16 protein-coding genes and 1 pseudogene are annotated in these 16,803 nt (G+C 59.8%); 10 read left to right on the top strand and 7 right to left on the bottom strand.

All coding sequences use genetic code 11. From position 1 onward, the window contains the following. The first annotated feature begins 92 nt into the window (after nucleotides 1-92). Nucleotides 93-569, top strand: coding sequence for a multicopper oxidase domain-containing protein (locus JWJ88_RS12730; RefSeq protein WP_205295324.1), 477 nt, complete (start codon nucleotides 93-95; stop codon nucleotides 567-569). Next, nucleotides 536-1,513: a multicopper oxidase family protein gene (locus tag JWJ88_RS12725; RefSeq protein ID WP_205295323.1), complete on the top strand. Its 978-nt coding sequence runs from the start codon at nucleotides 536-538 to the stop codon at nucleotides 1,511-1,513. The genes JWJ88_RS12730 and JWJ88_RS12725 overlap by 34 nt, the downstream gene beginning before the upstream one ends. A 281-nt stretch (nucleotides 1,514-1,794) precedes the next feature. On the opposite strand, the gene JWJ88_RS12720 is transcribed toward JWJ88_RS12725, so the two are convergent. Beyond that, complete coding sequence (locus tag JWJ88_RS12720; protein ID WP_240200238.1) at nucleotides 1,795-2,310, bottom strand: helix-turn-helix transcriptional regulator; 516 nt, start codon at nucleotides 2,308-2,310, stop codon at nucleotides 1,795-1,797. Nucleotides 2,311-2,992: 682 nt separating this feature from the next. Between JWJ88_RS12720 and JWJ88_RS12715 the strand changes: the two genes are divergently transcribed. Beyond that, nucleotides 2,993-3,421, top strand: coding sequence for a Hint domain-containing protein (locus JWJ88_RS12715; RefSeq protein ID WP_205295606.1), 429 nt, complete (start codon nucleotides 2,993-2,995; stop codon nucleotides 3,419-3,421). Here JWJ88_RS12715 and JWJ88_RS12710 read toward each other — a convergent pair. Further along, nucleotides 3,397-3,873: an SRPBCC family protein gene (locus JWJ88_RS12710; RefSeq protein ID WP_205295321.1), complete on the bottom strand. Its 477-nt coding sequence runs from the start codon at nucleotides 3,871-3,873 to the stop codon at nucleotides 3,397-3,399. The two genes, JWJ88_RS12715 and JWJ88_RS12710, sit on opposite strands and share 25 nt — an antisense overlap. Next, on the bottom strand, nucleotides 3,870-4,211 hold the full coding sequence (locus tag JWJ88_RS12705) for an ArsR/SmtB family transcription factor (protein ID WP_205295320.1): 342 nt from the start codon (nucleotides 4,209-4,211) through the stop codon (nucleotides 3,870-3,872). The genes JWJ88_RS12710 and JWJ88_RS12705 overlap by 4 nt, the downstream gene beginning before the upstream one ends. Before the next feature lie 409 nt (nucleotides 4,212-4,620). On the opposite strand from JWJ88_RS12705, the gene JWJ88_RS12700 reads away from it, so the two are divergent. Continuing rightward, nucleotides 4,621-5,835: a M24 family metallopeptidase gene (locus tag JWJ88_RS12700; RefSeq protein WP_205295319.1), complete on the top strand. Its 1,215-nt coding sequence runs from the start codon at nucleotides 4,621-4,623 to the stop codon at nucleotides 5,833-5,835. A gap of 68 nt (nucleotides 5,836-5,903) precedes the next feature. Here the strand turns inward: JWJ88_RS12700 and JWJ88_RS12695 are convergent, their stop codons facing one another. Further along, nucleotides 5,904-6,683 carry a creatininase gene (locus tag JWJ88_RS12695; RefSeq protein WP_205295318.1) on the bottom strand — a complete coding sequence of 260 codons (780 nt, stop codon included), beginning with the start codon at nucleotides 6,681-6,683 and terminating at the stop codon, nucleotides 5,904-5,906. A 97-nt stretch (nucleotides 6,684-6,780) separates the two neighbouring features. Between JWJ88_RS12695 and JWJ88_RS12690 the strand changes: the two genes are divergently transcribed. The 5 genes from JWJ88_RS12690 to JWJ88_RS12670 all read left to right on the top strand — a co-directional run bounded on the left by JWJ88_RS12690 (nucleotide 6,781) and on the right by JWJ88_RS12670 (nucleotide 11,726). Then, nucleotides 6,781-7,674, top strand: a complete 894-nt coding sequence (locus JWJ88_RS12690; protein WP_205295317.1) for a LysR substrate-binding domain-containing protein — start codon at nucleotides 6,781-6,783, stop codon at nucleotides 7,672-7,674. Between the two features lie 115 nt (nucleotides 7,675-7,789). Continuing rightward, entirely contained in the window at nucleotides 7,790-8,917 is a 1,128-nt protein-coding gene (locus tag JWJ88_RS12685; protein ID WP_205295316.1) for a polyamine ABC transporter substrate-binding protein, read from the top strand. Between the two features lie 58 nt (nucleotides 8,918-8,975). Further along, nucleotides 8,976-9,821 (top strand): ABC transporter permease, encoded by an 846-nt coding sequence (locus JWJ88_RS12680; protein WP_205295315.1) that lies wholly within the window; start codon nucleotides 8,976-8,978, stop codon nucleotides 9,819-9,821. Continuing rightward, entirely contained in the window at nucleotides 9,818-10,636 is an 819-nt protein-coding gene (locus tag JWJ88_RS12675; RefSeq protein WP_205295314.1) for an ABC transporter permease, read from the top strand. Before JWJ88_RS12680 ends, JWJ88_RS12675 begins: the two co-directional genes overlap by 4 nt. 4 nt (nucleotides 10,637-10,640) lie before the next feature. After that, a complete protein-coding gene (locus JWJ88_RS12670) occupies nucleotides 10,641-11,726 on the top strand; it encodes an ABC transporter ATP-binding protein (protein ID WP_205295313.1) in 1,086 nt (361 codons plus the stop codon). Between the two features lie 226 nt (nucleotides 11,727-11,952). Here JWJ88_RS12670 and JWJ88_RS12665 read toward each other — a convergent pair whose 3' ends face one another. Both JWJ88_RS12665 and JWJ88_RS21790 read right to left on the bottom strand, forming a co-directional pair. Continuing rightward, nucleotides 11,953-13,047 (bottom strand): IS630 family transposase, encoded by a 1,095-nt coding sequence (locus JWJ88_RS12665; protein WP_205295312.1) that lies wholly within the window; start codon nucleotides 13,045-13,047, stop codon nucleotides 11,953-11,955. Between the two features lie 129 nt (nucleotides 13,048-13,176). After that, nucleotides 13,177-13,410, bottom strand: a pseudogene (locus JWJ88_RS21790) (IS5/IS1182 family transposase); the annotation flags it as partial. 209 nt (nucleotides 13,411-13,619) lie between these two features. Between JWJ88_RS21790 and JWJ88_RS12660 the strand changes: the two are divergent. Continuing rightward, a complete protein-coding gene (locus JWJ88_RS12660) occupies nucleotides 13,620-14,663 on the top strand; it encodes a GlxA family transcriptional regulator (protein WP_205295605.1) in 1,044 nt (347 codons plus the stop codon). A gap of 414 nt (nucleotides 14,664-15,077) precedes the next feature. Here JWJ88_RS12660 and JWJ88_RS12655 read toward each other — a convergent pair whose 3' ends face one another. Further along, the gene (locus JWJ88_RS12655; protein WP_205295311.1) at nucleotides 15,078-16,649 is read right to left on the bottom strand and encodes a trimethylamine methyltransferase family protein; all 1,572 of its coding nucleotides are present in this window, start codon (nucleotides 16,647-16,649) and stop codon (nucleotides 15,078-15,080) included. Nucleotides 16,650-16,803: the final 154 nt, after the last annotated feature.

The raw sequence follows: 16,803 nt of genomic DNA, 5'->3' as shown, positions 1-16,803 counted from the left end.
CGGCCTGATCTGGCATCTGTTACAACAAATCGAACATCGGCTCGCCAGACACGTCCAGCCAGCATGACCAATCAACAAAAAAGGTCTGAATAATGGCTGTCTCTCGCCGTGCCGCTGTGACGGGTCTTGTCGCACTAGGTCTTGGCCTGCCCGCTATCCGCGGCCTTGCCTTGCCGGCGTCCCGTCCCTGGCTTCCGCGACCGGTCGAGCTGGCTTCTGGTGAAATCCTTGCAGCCAGCCGTGCCCGGTTGCCCTTTACTGCGGCTGAAAGCCGAGGATATGGCTATAATCAGACCAGCCCGGGCCCGTTGATCCGTGTCCGCAAGGGGGAAGAGTTCCGCATTCGGATCGCTAACCATCTCAATGAGGAAACCACCTTTCATTGGCACGGCCTGATCTGTCCGACCGAGGCTGACGGCCAGCCACAAAACCCCGTTTTGCCGGGTGAGTCTGCCGAGGTCGCCTTTCCCATTCTTCAGCGCGCCGGGCTTAGCTGGTATCATCCGCATCCCCATGGCGCGACGGCGAAACAGGCATGGCATGGCATGGGTTGGGCGGTTTCTTTGTGATTGAGGACGAAGAAGAAAAGGCTCTCGGCCTGCCTTCCGGCGAAGATGAGTGGTTCCTCTTTCTGCGCGACATTCAGCTTGATGCGCTGGGACGGATCTTCTTTCCCGACGATGCCGGTGGTTCGGAGGGCACCCTGCCGCTGATTAACGGCGTGGTGAACCCGCGCGCCCACGCGGCCAACCGCCAATTGCGCCTGCGCATTCTGAACGGCGCCAATGCCCGCGTCTTTCGGCTATCAGCCGATGCGCCCCTGACGCTGATCGGCAATGATGGGGGGTTGCTCGAAACCCCTGTTCCGGTGGATCAGATCCAGATGGGGCCAGCAGAACGGATAGACGTGATCCTGGATCTGCGAAAGATCGCTCCGGGAACGGTGGTTGGTCTGCGCGACGACAGCTTCGCCGCCCCGCTGCTGGAGATCACAGTGCGCGAAGGGGCGCCGGACCATTGGCAATTGCCCAAGCGGCTCTCGACGATCACGCCGTTGGTGCATCACGGCAGCGAACCTGACCGCGTATTCACCTTTCAAGGGGACAGCACGATCAACGACAAGCCCTTTGAGCCGACCCGGATCGATTTCGCCATTCCCTTTGGCAAGGTTGAGCGCTGGCGTTTCCAATCAGCGCAGGGTGCCCCGCATCCAATCCACATTCACGGAGCCCATTTTCAGGTCATCCAGCGCAGTGGCCGTGGTCGCAATCAGGTCGAACCTTGGGAACGGGGTTGGAAGGACACGGTCCTGAAATGGGCGCCCGAACAGGTCGATATACTGGTGCGCTTCGACACTTATGAAGGCCGTTACCTTCTGCATTGTCACAAGCTGGAACACGAGGACGGCGGCATGATGCTGAATTTCGTGGTCGGCAAAGACCCCGAGGCGGCGCTGGAAAAGGCTCGGATCGAGGCGCTTTACGGCCCGATCTGCACGACGCGCCAAGGTTAGCTGTCGATGGACCCTTTAATTGACCAGACGTTCCGGGCGTCCTTTGCCGGAGTCGTCTGAGGCCACAGGCCCGGCGATCAGGTCGTCGCGGAACTCTCGCATCTGATCGCACTCTGCTGTGTTCCGCCGATCACCGATGTCATATTCGGCATCGAACGCCGGCCGATACTGCTTGAGCCAACGCGCAAAAGGCATTTATCCGCGCAACCGTCCGGTAGGCAGAAGTCCCTCGAATAGAGGGACCATCCGACATCCAAGGCGCTTGCATTGTCAGGGCGCGATCACCTTGCGGCATAGATTGCCGCTGCCTGTATGCGCGTCGTGACACCCAGTTTTTGCAAAATCTTGGATAAGTGGTAACCGACCTGCTTCTGAGGAATATTCAGGATAATCGCGATCTCCAGGTTGGTTTTGCCCGAGGCGACCCAATGCAGGATATGGCGCTGCTTGCCGCTAAGGCTGTCGAGCCTGCCGGAAGTGGCTGTCTTGCGGAAAGAGAGTTTGCCCAGATGGTCAAGACGGGACAGCGCCGTATAGCCGATCACCTTGGAAAGCGCGCCGACCTGATCGGGGGGAAGAATGCCGGGCCTGAAGGCCAGAAAGGTGATGGCGCTGAACTTTCCCTCGGCCGCAGGCAACGGGATGGTCGCGCCACCCTTGATGCCGATGGTGGAAATCATCTCTGTATAGGCTGGGGCCCCCATCCCCGCGATTACCTTGGGGGTCCAGACCAAAGGCGAAGTTTGAGTGCGGGTGTAGCGCAGCAAGGGGTCGTAGTGTATGCGGAAACACGCCACTTCTGTGAAGTTATAGCAGCTTTCCTTAGGGAATCGAAGAGGTTACCGCATGACTACTTTCAGGATAATGACACAATCCCCGACCATTGCGGTTTGGAGCAGGTGTTCCTGCCCCCTTCATCCTGACGCATCGTTTCGTTTCCCGCTGGCAAGGATTACCGCCGCTGTCCGGCGCTTATGTGCCGCTGCCGGTTTTTGTACGGTAACGAGTGTCTTGGTTGGGGGCCTCGGAGGTAGAGGTTTGCTTTGCAAGCCGCCTCGGGGCACCCGCATGAGACGGTCATCCCGGCAGCGATAAAACAAGTTCGGGTCTGCCTTTGCCCTCGTGCAACGGGGGCGCCCGGCGGGCTGCCCATGCACAGGCTGCAAAAACCGCACATTGCGGCGTCCCACCCCAGAATAATGTACGGAGATCGTGAACGATGCCCCATTTGTCATATATCAGCCTTTCAGACATGGACTTCAGCGGTGGCTCCTGGGCCATAACCAGCGATAGCGGCGCGGGTCTTGTCGGATTTCAGGTCACCATTGATCCGGACTACGAAGTTTCCTCCATGGTGGTGAATGACGACGATGGGATGTTCGAGGACAACGACAACGACAACGGCGATGGCTGGGGGGATAACGGCGGCCCGCAAACCTTGGGCGAAGCCGCGGTCCTGAACGGCACGCTGTATGCCGCATCCGCACCAGCGCCGGCGCGTTTGGACAAAGCAGGCCCTCGGCAGACCTGCTTGTTTCGCCGCAGCACCGCATTCTTGTTCGCTCGAAAATCGCGCAGCGGATGTTTGGCGCGACCGAAGTGCTGGCCGTTGCCAAGCAGCTCTTGCAGATCGAAGACATCGATATTGTGCAGGACATCGAAGGGGTGGAATATTTCCACGTCCTTTTTGATGGCCATGAAATCGTGATCTCGAACGGTGCCGAAACCGAGTCGCTTTATACCGGCAAGGAGGCGCTCATGGGCGTAGGTCCGGCTGCACGCGAAGATATCTTCACGCTGTTTCCCGAACTTCGGGATGCGGCGCAAACCCCGCCCGGCGCCCCCCCGGCCCCCTGCCGCTCAAAGGCCGGGGCCGCGATAATTCATGTCATCAGGCCCTTGGCATAGGCCTCCAACTGCGTGACCACCGTGCCCCAGCCGTCGAAGAAGCCCATTTCCTCATGCGACTTGCGGGTTTCGGGATTGCGGTGGCGGGCAATCGCCGTATAGGTCGTGCCACCCCCGGGCGCATCCGAGAGCAGCAGGATCGCGGTCATGAACGGTTCGGGCGCAGGTTTCCAGCCTTCGGTATAACCATCGGTAAAGACCAGCTTCTCACCCGGCACCACCTCCAGATAGACGCCGTGATTGTCCATCACATTGCCGTCCACATCGAAGCTTGTATTGAACCGCCCGCCAACCCGTAGGTCGATATCCACCGCGGTCACCTTATGCGGTGCTGGCACGAAGAAATGCGGGATATGCTCGGGTCGCGTCCAACATTCCCAGATGAGTTGCCGCGGCACAGCCAGCGTGCGGGTAAAGCTCAGATCGGTGTCGGGATCCAGTTCGGGTGTCATTTCTCGCGCTCCTCCATCAATTTCAGCACATAATCGTCCAGCCGGTCCAGCCGGGCTTCCCAGAGGTCGCGCTGTTCATCGAGCCATGTCCGCACCGGGGCCAACGCCTTGGGCACGATGACGCAAGATCGCACCCGCCCATCCTTTGACGTGGCGATCAGCCCTGCCTGTTCCAGCACCGAAAGGTGCCGCATCACCGTCGGCAGACGCAGGCCCGTGGGATTGGCCAGCGCGGTTACCGGCGCAGGCCCGTCGGCCAGACGCGTCAGGATCGCACGCCGGGTCGGGTCTGCCAGCGCATGGAAGATCAGCGAAAGATCGGGATCATGCTTAGCCATACAGCTAACTATAATTCATCCCGACCCCACGACCAAGAAAAACTTCGCAAGTCGGCTAAGTTTTCTTGTCGAGATTTCGATGCATCTCGGCGCAGCCTGCCGGCTGGCTGTGTCGGCACAGGACCCATGAACGGTGAGGAAGGTCTCATTTCGATGTGTCAATAGGCGATATGTCATTGGCCAAGCTTGCCCAGGGTTATCACCGATACCTTCCATCTCGACGATCAGGACGCCGAATGCGATGGCACCACCCTCCTGCCGCTTGCCAAAATGCCCGATGCAGACGGTCGGGATCAGCGGCAGTCATGGCCCAGCGGGCCAAATACGAGGATTACCAGAACAAATTTTTGCAATCGCAGATGCGTCGCTACTCTCGCTGCCAGCACAACTGTTTGAGAGGGTGGATCACATGACTGACGACATGCTGCACGTCATGGAATGGCATAACGGCGAAAAGGATTTTTCTCCCTTTTCGGACGCCGAAATGCAGCGGCGGCAGGACGACATGCGCCGTTGGATGGAGGAAAACGACGTCGATGCGGCGCTGTTCACCTCGTATCATTGCATCAATTATTACTCGGGCTGGCTCTACTGCTATTTCGGCCGCAAATACGGCATGGTCATCACCCAGAACGCCGCAACGACCATCAGCGCGGGCATCGACGGGGGCCAACCCTGGCGGCGCAGCTTTGGCGACAACGTGACCTATACCGATTGGCGCCGCGACAACTATTTCCGGGCTGTGCGGCAACTGACCCCCGGGGTCAAGCGGCTGGGGATCGAGTTCGACCACGTCAACCTGGATTTCCGCCGCCAGCTTGAGGCGGCCTTGCCCGGGGTAGAGTTCGTCGATGTCGGCCAGCCCTCGATGTGGATGCGCAGCATCAAGTCGGCCGAAGAGCACAAGCTGATCCGCGAAGGCGCCCGCATCTGCGACGTCGGCGGCGCGGCCGTGGCCAATGCGGTCAAGGCGGGCGTGCCCGAGCATGAAGTTGCCATCGCCTCGACCAACGCCATGATCCGTGAAATCGCCGGTTCATTCCCATTTGTCGAACTGATGGACACCTGGACATGGTTCCAGTCGGGCATCAACACCGACGGGGCGCATAACCCGGTTACCAACAAGAAAATCAAGTCCGGCGAGATCCTGTCGCTGAACTGCTTCCCGATGATTTTCGGCTATTATACCGCGCTGGAGCGCACGATGTTCTGTGACAGTGTGGACGATGCCAGCCTTGATATCTGGGAAAAGAACGTGGCTGTCCATCGTCGCGGTCTGGAACTGATCAAGCCGGGTGCCAAGTGCAACGAGATCGCACAGGAGCTGAACGAGATGTATCGTCAGTGGGACCTGCTGAAATACCGCAGTTTTGGCTATGGCCATTCATTCGGCGTTCTCAGCCACTATTACGGCCGCGAAGCCGGGGTCGAGTTGCGCGAGGACATCGAAACCGAGCTGAAGCCCGGCATGGTCGTCTCGATGGAACCGATGGTCATGTTGCCCGAGGGCGTGCCCGGTGCGGGTGGCTACCGCGAGCATGACATTCTGATCGTGACCAAGGACGGGGCCGAAAACATCACCGGCTTCCCTTTCGGTCCCGAACACAACGTTATCCGCAACTGATCCCTGGGGGACCGGCAAACGAAAAACGGGCCCGCCAACGCGGGCCCGGCGCATGTCATCCGGCAGGATCAGGTGCCGAACTCAACCCGCAGCGCGTCGACAATGCCCTTTGTGCAGACATCCAGCAAAAGCTGGCCTTTCTCGACCGAGGCTTCCTTGGGCGAGGACAGCGTGCCCGATACGGGCGTCCATTCCGGTTTCACGGGATAAACGTCGTAGGGCGGGAACTTGGCCGGTTCTACGTCCACCGCGCGGCTCAGATCGACAAGGTGGGGGTAAAGCACAAGCATCAGCGATGTCTCCAATACCCCGCCATGTTCCAACTCCCAGCCGGGGAAACCATCGGGATACAGCCGCGCGATATCAGCCTCTCCGACGAAATCCCAATAGGACACCACAACCACCTTCACGTCCGTGATGCCGTCCCAGCGCAATTCCCGCAGCGCAAGGTCGATCCCCTCGATGATGAACCAGGAGTTTTCATAATGACCATTCACCAGACAGATCCTGCGGACGCCGTGACGGGCGAATTCCTTGATCACGTCGCGCAGGGCCGAGACCAGCGTGGCGCCATCAAGGCTGGTGGTGCCGGGCAGATGGTTGCCGCCTCCGGATTTCTGGTGCGACTTGTAACCATAGGTAAACGGCGGGGCCACCAATGCACCGGTTTCCAGCGCCACGCGACGGGCAAATTCCGTGGGCAGCAGCACGTCGACATGCAGCGGCATGTGATGACCGTGCTGCTCCATCGCACCGATCGGAATCAGGATCGGCGTGGCTCCGTCCTTTACCGCAGCGTGATAGTCGGGCCAGGCAAGTTCGGCGGCGAATGCTGATTTTTCCGGCATGATGCACCTTGTTGTGAAATCTGTGCCGGAATTAGAAATTCTCGTTGATTATAAAGGAAATATATAGTCGCAATGATTGCATTGCAGGGATAAATCCATGGCTGGTATCACCAACTTACCCACCGATCTGCTGCGCACCTTTATCACCGTGGTCGAACTGGGCGGTCACTCGCGGGCAGGCGCAGCATTGGGACGCAGTCAGCCCGCCATCTCGTTGCAGATCCGGCGGCTCGAAGAACTGGTGCGCGCACCACTGCTGGCGCAAGAGGGCCGCACGATTCTGCCGACCCCGGCAGGAGAGGCGCTGCTGAGCTATGCGCGCGAGATGGTACGCATCAACGACGAGGCGATAAGCTATTTCCACCGCTCGGATAAAACCGGGGTTCTGCGAATCGGGCTGCCGACCGACTATGCCGTGGCTTTTCTGCAAGGCACGCTGACGCGCTATATCCACGGCCATGCCGAGGTCGAATTGGAGGTGCATTGTGATCTTTCCCGCGAATTGCACCAGCATCTGCGCTCGGACGATCTGGATATCATCGTGGCCATGATGCCGACAACGCGCATGCCCTATCTGTCGCGCATGTGGACCGAGCAGCCGATCTGGGCCGCGGCCGAAGGCTTCTACTTACCCCCGCATGCCCCCGTCCCGCTGGGGGCCCATCCCGAGGGCTGCGACTATCGTGCCCGGATGATTCAGGCGCTGGACGCGATGGAGCGGCGCTGGCGGATCGTCTATACCGGTCCCGGCATTACAGGGTTGCAGAATGCGGTGAAGAACGGACTTTGCGTCACCGCGCTGACCCGTGCAACCATGCTGCCCGGCATGCGTGTGCTGACGGAAACCGAGGGCTTTCCTGCATTGGAACCGCTACGGGTGGGTCTGTTCTATAAACACCCCCGCCTGTCTGCGGCCGGCCTGCAACTGGTCAGCGATCTGGTGGCCGATCTGGATCGGGTCGGCTCGGGGATTCATGCCGCGCCCGTCTGAAAGACCCGGCATAACGCGCGCAAATGTCAGGATTGAAATATCCGATTTTGCATGAGCGAAACCTTCTCCTAGCCTGATCGCATCAAACAAACAAAACAATCAACAGGGTGATGATATGACACAGGACGAACGAGGCCGGCACCTCAGCATGTCGCGCCGCACGGCGCTGTCGCTGGGGGCGGCGGCGCTGGCGACACCGATGTTGTCGCGCCGGGCATTTGCCGCGCCGACGCAGCTGACCATGCTGGCGTGGTATGGCCATGCCGAGCCAGATATCGTGGCCGAATTCGAGGCCGAGAATAACGTCAAGTTCGTACCGAAATACTATACCGGCGGCGACAACATGCTGGGGCTGATCTCGCAAAGCCCGCCCGGCACCTTTGACGTGATCCTGTCGGATGCGGAATATGTTCAGCAGCTCAATGCGGCCGGCTATATCGAGGCACTCGACCCCGCCGACTATCCCTTCGACGAATTCTTTCCAGAGTTCCACCGCTTTCCGGGCCATTGGGACGGCGATACGCTTTACTCGGTCATCACCCGCTTCGGTTTTCTTGGGGTCGCCTACAATACCGATGCCCTTACCGAGGCGCAGGCGTCGACCTATGACGTGTTCTGGGACCCGGCGCTGCAGAGCAAGGTTGGGCATTTCGACTGGCACCTGCCCAATCTGGGGCAGATCAGCCTGCTGAACGGCAATGCCAGCCCCTATGACATCGACGCAGCCGCCTGGGACGGCGTCAAGGAAAAGACCATGTCGCTGCGGCGGCAGATCGGCGGCTTTTTCGACTATGGCGGCACCTTCTCATCGCTGAACAACGGGCAGATGCTGGCCTTTGCGGGGATCGGCGACTGGATCACGGGCACGCTGGAAAAGAACGGCGCCAAGGTCCGCTCGGTCATCCCCGAGCAGGGCGGGCTGCAATTCACCGAATCCTTCTCGATCGGCAAAGGGTCGTCCAAGGCCGAACTGGCGAAAAAGTGGATCCAATATATCACCTCGGCCAAAGGCCAGGCAAAATCGGCGCAGATGGCGGCCTATCCCTGCCTGATCCCCAACGAGAAAGGCTGGGACGTTCTGAACGCCGAAAACCCGCAAGAGGCCGCGCGTCAAGGCATGGTCCCGGGACAAAGCAACGCCATGGACATGATCCGTTCGGGCCGCATCAAATATCGGCAGCTTCCCGTGCAGCAATCGCTGGAAGAGTGGAACGACTTCTGGTCGGATTACAAAAGCGCCTGAGTCCATGTCGGCCGGACACGGGTGCCGGCCGCGCTGAATACCCAGCCGGAGCCCGCCGATGCGACGCCATATCTCGCTTTACGGACTGACATTCTCATTGCCGCTGCTGATCTGGCAGCTTCTGTTCTTTGTTTTTCCGCTGTTTTTCCTGATCGCCCTCAGCTTCTGGACGGTCCGGAATTTCCGCATGGAGCCGGGGTTCGATACGGTAAACTGGGTAACCATGTATGGCCGTCCGATCTTCTGGCAGGCCTATGGCACGACGCTGGCTTTGGCCGCAGCCGCCGCCGTGCTGACCAGCGCACTGGCCTTTCCCTGCGCCTATGCCATCGCCTTCAAACTGTCGCCCGCCGTCCAGCGATGGGCGGTTTTCCTGATGGTGATACCATTTTTCACCAGTTATCTGGTCCGCGTCTATTCCTGGCAGGTCTTCCTGTCGGATGCGGGGATCATCAACGTCATGCTGGGGTGGCTGGGACTTGGTCCGTTCCGGTTGCTCAATACCGTGGGCGCGACGATGATCGGCTATCTGACGCTGAGCTTGCCGCTGGTCATCCTGCTGCAACTCTTCAGCCTGATCTTCGTGGACCGGACACTGATCGAGGCGGCGCACAACATGCGTTGCGGCAGGCTGCGCACCGTTTTCGCAGTAGTGATCCCCTCGGCCCGCGTGGGACTGGTGATTGCTGCCTTATTCAGCTTTATCCTGTGTTTCGGCGATTTCGTCAGCCCCATCTATCTGGGCGGAGGCGACCCGACCACACTGTCCATCCTGATCACCGACACCACCAAATCCGGCCAGCAATGGCCGCGGGCCGCGGTGATCGCACTGACAATGATTGCCACGCTGCTGGTGATAGCCTTCCTTTCGGTCCGCTTTGCCTACAAGGGGCGCGAGAAATGAACCCGGAAAACGAACTGAACCGTAGCCCCCTGATCGACGGCGCGCTGAAGCTCTATGTCCTTCTCGCCTATCTGTTCGTCTTCGCGCCGATCCTTGCAAGCTTCGTCTTCTCATTCAATTCGGATCGCTTTCCATCAATCCCGTTGGGGCATTTTTCGACGGAATGGTATCGCGCCGTCGCCTCGGACCCGCTGGTCTGGGATGGGTTGCGCAACACGCTGCTGATCGGCGCCGTCGTGGGGATCGTCTCGACCGCGCTTGGCTTTGGCGCGGCCTATACGGATTATCGCTACCGGTTCTTTGGAAAGCAGGTCTATCTGGCGCTGGCACTGTTGCCGCCGACCATTCCCGTGGTGATCATGGGGCTGGCGATGCTGGCCTATCTGTCGCGCATCAACCTGTCAGGCAATGCGCTGTCGGTGATTATCGCCCATGTGGTGATATGCTCGCCCTTCGCCATGGCGGTAATCCGGCTGCGGCTGTCGCAGATGGACCCGTCGCTGGAGCCGGCCGCCTGGAACCTCGGCGCCTCGGAATGGGCGGCGATGCGCCATGTCATTATCCCCTTCACCCGGCCGGCGATTCTGGGCGCACTGTTCATCACCATGGCAGTATCATTCGATGAATTCGCCATTGCATGGTTCGTGTCAGGCCTGAACGAGACGCTGCCGGTCAAGGTGCTGGGCTTTCTTCAGGGACAGGTCAGCCCCCGCATCAACGCGATCGGCACCTTCGTCTTCATAACATCCATGACGCTCGTGATTCTGGCGCAGTTGCTGCTGTCGGGACGCGGCCCCGCAACCGACAAGGAATGATTTGATGCAAGAACCTCTGGTTTCCTTTGAGGGCGTCGCCAAGCGTTTCGGCACCTACACCGCCGTGCAAAAGATGGATCTGCATATCGACAAGGGCGAGTTCCTTGCCATCATGGGCTCGTCAGGCTGCGGCAAGACCACGACATTGCGCATGCTGGCCGGGCTCGAGGCGCCCAGCGAGGGCCTGATCCGCCTTGCGGGAAAACCGATCAATGACCTGCCAAGCTGGAGTCGCGATACGCCGATGGTTTGGCAGAGCCTGGCGCTGTTTCCCTTTCTCAACGTGATCGAGAATGTCGAATTCGCGCTGAAAATGCGTGGCATCGGCCGCACCGAGCGTCGGCGGCGGGCCGAACAATGGCTGGACCGCATGCAGATCGCCGAGTTTGCCAACCGTAACATCAGCCAGCTTTCCGGCGGCCAGCGCCAGCGTGTCGCGCTTGCGCGCTCGCTGGTGGTCGAACCGGAAATCCTGCTGCTCGATGAGCCGCTTTCGGCGTTGGATGCCGCTTTGAAGGTACGTATGCAGACAGTGCTGAAAAACCTGCAGCGAGAGACTGGGATCACCTTCGTCTACGTCACCCACAGCCAGACGGAAGCCTTCTCGATGGCGGACCGGGTCGTCATCATGAGCCGGGGCAAGATCGAGCAGATCGGCACGCCGCAGGAAATCTATCGCACTCCGCGGACCCGGTTTGTCGCAGACTTCCTGGGGTCTTCCAACATTTTTTCAGGAGAGGTGACGCGCAACAGCGAAGGCCAACCGGTTCTTGCGACAGAAAGCGGTGTTTTTGCGCTTGATAGCCGCGCCCAGCTTCCCGAATCGAACCCATCGGCAAGCCTGACCGTGCTGGACACCAGGATGCAGGTCCACCTGCACCCACCGCAAGGCATGGTGAATGCAATCCAAGCACGCATGATCGGCGAAGAATTCGTGGGCGCCACCGCAAGGATCTATTTCGAAACGGCAAATGGTCAGGAACTCCATGTCCAGAAAGCGCATGAGGAATTGACTGATTTGCCCTTGGCGATCGGCCAAACCTTTCATCTTTCGTGGTCGCCCCAGGATGGGCATCTTGTATTCGCATGAAGATCCGGGATGAAAATTGTGCGCAAGTATCGAATGATCCGCAGAGATTTCTTCATCTTTCGGCTTATGGAATATTTTATGTTGGGCGGTTCTTGCCCTTCACGTTTTCCGCCGCATCGGCTTGTCCGCATCCGCCAGTTCCAAATGCTGCAATCCGGAAGAATCCCTGGCCGACAGCCTTGAGTAACTATGGGTCCATGCGAATAGCTATCCTAGTCAGCTGCATCTAAATTTCGGCACATAGATTTTGCTGTGTTTTCTGGCAGAAGCGTTTGACCGACGCGAGGATTTCGTCGGCGGATTTGACCCATCGGTAGGGCTTGGGGTTCTCGTTGTGCGCGTCGATGAATGCGACAATGTCCGCCTCGAGGTCGGCGGTGGAGCGGTGGACGCCCCGTTGCAGTTGCTTGCGCGTCAGTTCTGCGAACCAGCGCTCCACCTGGTTGATCCAACTGGCTGAGGTGGGTGTGAAATGCACATGCCAATGCGGGCGCCGGGCGAGCCAGGCCTTGATCTTGGGTGTCTTGTGGGTGGCGGAGTTGTCCATCACCAGATGCACGTCCCGTCCTTGCGGCAAGGTTGCATCGATCCGCTTCAGGAAGTCGAGGAACGCGGTCGCCCGGTGCCGCTTGTAGCATTTGCCGATCACCGCCCCTGTGGCGATATCGAGTGCTGCAAACAGCGAGGTCGTACCGTGGCGGATATAGCTGTGGGTTCTCCGCTCGGCGACACCCGGCGCCATCGGCAACACCGGCTGTTCCCGATCCAGCGCCTGAATCTGGGATTTTTCGTCCACGCACAGCACGATGGCCCGGTTCGGTGGGGCCATGTAAAGGCCGACGATATCCTGCACCTTGTCGACGAACAGCGGATCGGTCGAGAGCTTGAACGTCTCGCTGCGATGCGGTTGCAGGCCGAAGGCGGCCCAGATCCGGCGGATGGTGGTATGCGACAGGCCCGTCGCCACAGCCATCGAGCGGATCGACCAATGGGTGGCGTCCTTCGGCGTGGTGTTCAGTGTCCGCTCGATCACCTCGGCTACCTGATCGTCCGACACCGTGCGGGGCCGACCAGGACGATATTCGTCGGTCAGCCCCTCGATCCGGTCCCTGACGGACCGTCTGCGCCACTTGCCGACAGTATGCTCATGCACTCCGAGCCGCGCGCCGACCTCCTTGCTTTGCAGCCCTTCCGCACAGAGCAGGATTATCCGGCACCGGTCCGACAGCGAACGCGCCGCCTTGTGCCGTCGAACCTGAGCCTCCAGAAACCCGCGCTCCGCGGCGCTCAGAACCACCTCGTCCGCCACCCGGCCTACCATAGCATCCTCCGAAACCGCTCGGATCAATGATACGGACTACAGTTCCGGGGGAATAGGGTCCAGACTCATTGATGGTTAAAGCCAACTGAGCGCGATTGTTTAGAAGAATACGATGGGGTGCCTGTCTTAGCGGGTTGCCACGCGTGACCAGCCCTTGAGCCTACGGAACATGATCTCGATGCGACTGCGGCGTTTGTGGTTACGCTTGTGGTATCGGACGGACTTCCTACGACGCTTCCGACCGGGCCTAACTCTTATCCCCTTGTCTTTTAACGCATCTCTGAACCAGTTGGCATCATAGACCCGTCAACCAGAAGCCAATCGGCCTTTTGGCAGGTTGCTCAGCATGGCCGCAGTTCCCGTGAGGGGACATGCAGTCGATCAATAATGCCCTCAACGGAAGACTGGTCTCAGTCACAAGCTCTGGTGCTCTCGGGACAAACCGGCCCTTGCAAGGCGGGGCAATACTAGATCGTCCACAACCAGCGGCACCATGTCGCAGGACGATGACGCTGCGCAACATTGACGGCAATTATCTTTCGACTGACGCTTTGAATGACCGCGAGCATCCGATGCTCGCGGTTCGCTTTGGGAGGAAAGCACAATTGACCCGCGACGACGCTGTCAGGCGTTTGATCGTTTTCTTCATGGTGCCCGATTTCACCATGATTGCCTTCGCAACTGCGTTGGAGCCTTTGCGCGCCGCCAACCGCATGCTGGGCCATAACAGGTATCGCTGGCGACTGGCCAGCATCGACGGCAGACCGGTGCGGGCATCGAACGGAGTCGAATGCACTGTCGATACGTCCCTTGATGACGAAAGACGCAATCTGGCCGGATCGAACCGCCCGTCGATGGTAATCGTCTGCTCGGGACTAAACATCGAAAACTACCATCAGAAATCCGTGTTTGGGTTTCTGCGCGAGGTGAACAGTCGCAGAGTGGCGATCGGCGGCCTTTGCACAGGCGCATATGCCTTGGCCCGCGCAGGGCTGCTTTCGGGTCGGCGGTGCGTTATCCACTGGGAGAACCTTCCCGGCTTTGCCGAAGCATTCCCTACCGCCAACGCCAGTGCCGATTTATTCGAGGTCGACCACAATATCTATACCTGCGCCGGCGGCACCGCCGCGCTTGACATGATGCTGCAATTGATCGGCGATGACTTTGGCGAAAGCGTCGTCAATCGCGTGTGCGAGCAACTGCTGACCGACCGGGCTCGTGGCCCCGGGGACCGCCAGCGCCTGCCGTTGCGTGCAAGGCTTGGCGTACATAACCCGAAAGTGCTCACCACCATCGAACTTATGGAGGCAAATCTTGCCGAGCCGCTGCCCTTGGTGGATATCGCAAACCATGTCGGCCTGTCGCGTCGGCAGATCGAGCGGCTATTCGAAAAAGAGATGGGCCGCGCTCCGGCACGCTATTATCTGGAGATCAGACTGGACCGTGCGCGGCATTTACTGATGCAATCGTCGCTGTCGGTGATCGAGGTGGCGGTGGCATGCGGCTTTGTCTCTGCCTCACATTTTGCCAAATGTTACCGGGAGCTTTACGCCCGTTCGCCTCAACAGGAGCGTGGCGAACGCAAACAACTGGTATTTCTTGATAAGGATGCTTGATCGCAACTCTTTCGTCGGAACCCTGTTCACACGCGGTAAAAGCTCTCTGGTGAAGCTTCCGGGCATCTGCAGGAAAGTGCCCTTCCACGCCATAAAGGCAGCCGCTGCGGGCGCAGACCGTGCCATCGAGAGCTTGCACATCCGAAGCGCAGTCCTCCCACAATAAATCCACCAAGCTATGTGTTCAGGCAATGTCAGCCGATAAGCAGCGCCGAACGCGCCGGACTGCCGCTTGGCCCCACCGGGCGTTGTTCGTCCACATCGAGCCCTTTGCACGGAACCAGGCCGCATGGTCCGAGCCCGGCCAAGACGCGCTCGGTCGGGTCATCGCCCTTTTTTCGTAAGCGCGGCACTGCGCCAGACCTCATCATGGATAATTTTCGCTATCTTTCTCCGTCCCGCGGCCGGTTGCTTTCATGTGAAAGCGTCCGGCATCGAAGCTTTCTTGCGTGCGACGAAATCATGCAGGCCCTCGGCAATGCCCGGATCGATCGGGGGCGCTTCGTAACTTTCCAGCCAGTGCCGCGCAATCTCATTGGCGCGCTGCGCCGCACTCTTCTGGCCCTCGGCCTCCCATTGCTCGAACGAGTTGTTGTCGGCGATGTCCGAGCGGTGGAACGCAGTCTGGAAATTGGCCTGTGTATGCGCGCAGCCCAGATAGTGCTGACCGGGTCCAACCTCGCGGATCGCGTCCAGCGCCTGCCCATTCTCTGACAGATCGACGCCCGCGGCAAATTTCTGCGCCATGCCAAGTTGATCGGCGTCCATGACAAATTTCTCGTAGCAAGCCGACAGGCCCCCCTCTAGCCATCCGGCGGCATGCAGCACGAAGTTGGCCCCGGCGAGCAGGGTCGAATTGAGTGTGTTGGCGCTTTCATAAGCTGCCTGCGCATCAGGTATCTTCGAGGCGCAAAGCGAGCCCCCGGTGCGGAATGGCAGCCCCAGCCGCCGAGCGAGTTGCGCCGCGCCATAGGAAACCAGCGATGGTTCCGGCGTGCCGAAGGTCGGCGCCCCCGACTGCATCGAGATCGAGGACGCAAAGGTGCCGAACACCACGGGCGCACCGGGCCGCACAAGTTGGGTGAAAGCTGCTCCTGCCAGAACCTCGGCCAGAACCTGTGTCAGCGTGCCTGCGACCGTCACCGGGCTCATCGCGCCGGCCAGGATGAAGGGCGTGACGATGCAGGCTTGGTTGGCACGGGCATAGACCTTGGCCGCACCCAGCATGGTGTCGTCGAACACCATGGGAGAGTTGGCGTTGATCAGGTTGATCGTGACGGTATTGTTTTCGACGAATTCGTTGCCAAAAAGGATTTTGGCCATCGCGACCGTGTCCTCCGCGCGCTCGGGCGCGGTCACCGACCCCATGAATGGCTTGTCCGACAGCGTCATATGCGCAAGCAGCATGTCGAGATGGCGTTTGTTGACGGGAACATCGACCGGCTCGCATACCGTGCCGCCGGAATGATGGATCGACGGGGCAAGGTAGGCCAGTTTCACGAAGTTGTGGAAATCCTCAATCGTGGCATAACGCCGCTTGCCGTCCAAATCGCGAACGAACGGCGGGCCGTAAACCGGCGCGAAAATGGTGCTGCCGCCACCGATCTGCACCGAGCGTTCGGGATTGCGCGCATGTTGGGTAAACACCGGCGGGGCGGTCTTCAGAAGTGCGCGCGGCAAGCCCTTGGGAAAGTGAACGCGCTCGCCGCGAACGTCGGCTCCGGCTTCTTTCCACATCGCCAGCGCCTCTGCATCGTCGCGAAACTCTATGCCAACCTCTTCCAGTACCGTGTCGGCATTGGCTTCGATCAAGGCCAGTGCCTCGTCATCCAGCACCTCGTAAAACGGTACGTTCCGCCTGATATAGGTCAGTTGCCCGGACGGTCCCGCACCCGAGCGCGCCGCACGCCTGGCCGCCGCCCCCCCGCGATCGCCCCGACCCCGCCGACTGCCGTTTTCTTCTGCCAATGTCGCATTTTCCGTCATTGTCCGCCTCCCGTTCCCGACGGCCAGCCGCCATCTGGCTATGGATTGTATTCAAGGTGCGACCGTGGAGTGGCTTGCCTGCGTCAGTCGCTGTCGCAAATCGGACAGCGGAGCGATGATATAGCGCGCTAGCCTTGCCGAAGGTCAGTCGGCA

The organism is Paracoccus methylovorus (assembly GCF_016919705.1).
Taxonomy (GTDB): domain Bacteria; phylum Pseudomonadota; class Alphaproteobacteria; order Rhodobacterales; family Rhodobacteraceae; genus Paracoccus; species Paracoccus methylovorus.
The sequence above is the reverse complement of the archived record's forward strand: the minus strand, read 5'-3'. Positions and strand labels throughout refer to the sequence as shown.

Bases quoted from the DNA above. Each gene is read 5' to 3' on its own strand.
- JWJ88_RS12730 (WP_205295324.1), top strand. From the start codon at position 93: ATGGCTGTCTCTCGCCGTGCCGCTGTGACGGGTCTTGTCGCACTAGGT.
- JWJ88_RS12725 (WP_205295323.1), top strand. From the start codon at position 536: ATGGCATGGCATGGGTTGGGCGGTTTCTTTGTGATTGAGGACGAAGAA.
- JWJ88_RS12710 (WP_205295321.1), bottom strand. From the start codon at position 3,873: ATGACACCCGAACTGGATCCCGACACCGATCTGAGCTTTACCCGCACG.
- JWJ88_RS12705 (WP_205295320.1), bottom strand. From the start codon at position 4,211: ATGGCTAAGCATGATCCCGATCTTTCGCTGATCTTCCATGCGCTGGCA.
- JWJ88_RS12700 (WP_205295319.1), top strand. From the start codon at position 4,621: ATGACTGACGACATGCTGCACGTCATGGAATGGCATAACGGCGAAAAG.
- JWJ88_RS12695 (WP_205295318.1), bottom strand. From the start codon at position 6,683: ATGCCGGAAAAATCAGCATTCGCCGCCGAACTTGCCTGGCCCGACTAT.
- JWJ88_RS12690 (WP_205295317.1), top strand. From the start codon at position 6,781: ATGGCTGGTATCACCAACTTACCCACCGATCTGCTGCGCACCTTTATC.
- JWJ88_RS12685 (WP_205295316.1), top strand. From the start codon at position 7,790: ATGACACAGGACGAACGAGGCCGGCACCTCAGCATGTCGCGCCGCACG.
- JWJ88_RS12680 (WP_205295315.1), top strand. From the start codon at position 8,976: ATGCGACGCCATATCTCGCTTTACGGACTGACATTCTCATTGCCGCTG.
- JWJ88_RS12675 (WP_205295314.1), top strand. From the start codon at position 9,818: ATGAACCCGGAAAACGAACTGAACCGTAGCCCCCTGATCGACGGCGCG.
- JWJ88_RS12670 (WP_205295313.1), top strand. From the start codon at position 10,641: ATGCAAGAACCTCTGGTTTCCTTTGAGGGCGTCGCCAAGCGTTTCGGC.
- JWJ88_RS12665 (WP_205295312.1), bottom strand. From the start codon at position 13,047: ATGGTAGGCCGGGTGGCGGACGAGGTGGTTCTGAGCGCCGCGGAGCGC.
- JWJ88_RS12660 (WP_205295605.1), top strand. From the start codon at position 13,620: ATGCTCGCGGTTCGCTTTGGGAGGAAAGCACAATTGACCCGCGACGAC.
- JWJ88_RS12655 (WP_205295311.1), bottom strand. From the start codon at position 16,649: ATGACGGAAAATGCGACATTGGCAGAAGAAAACGGCAGTCGGCGGGGT.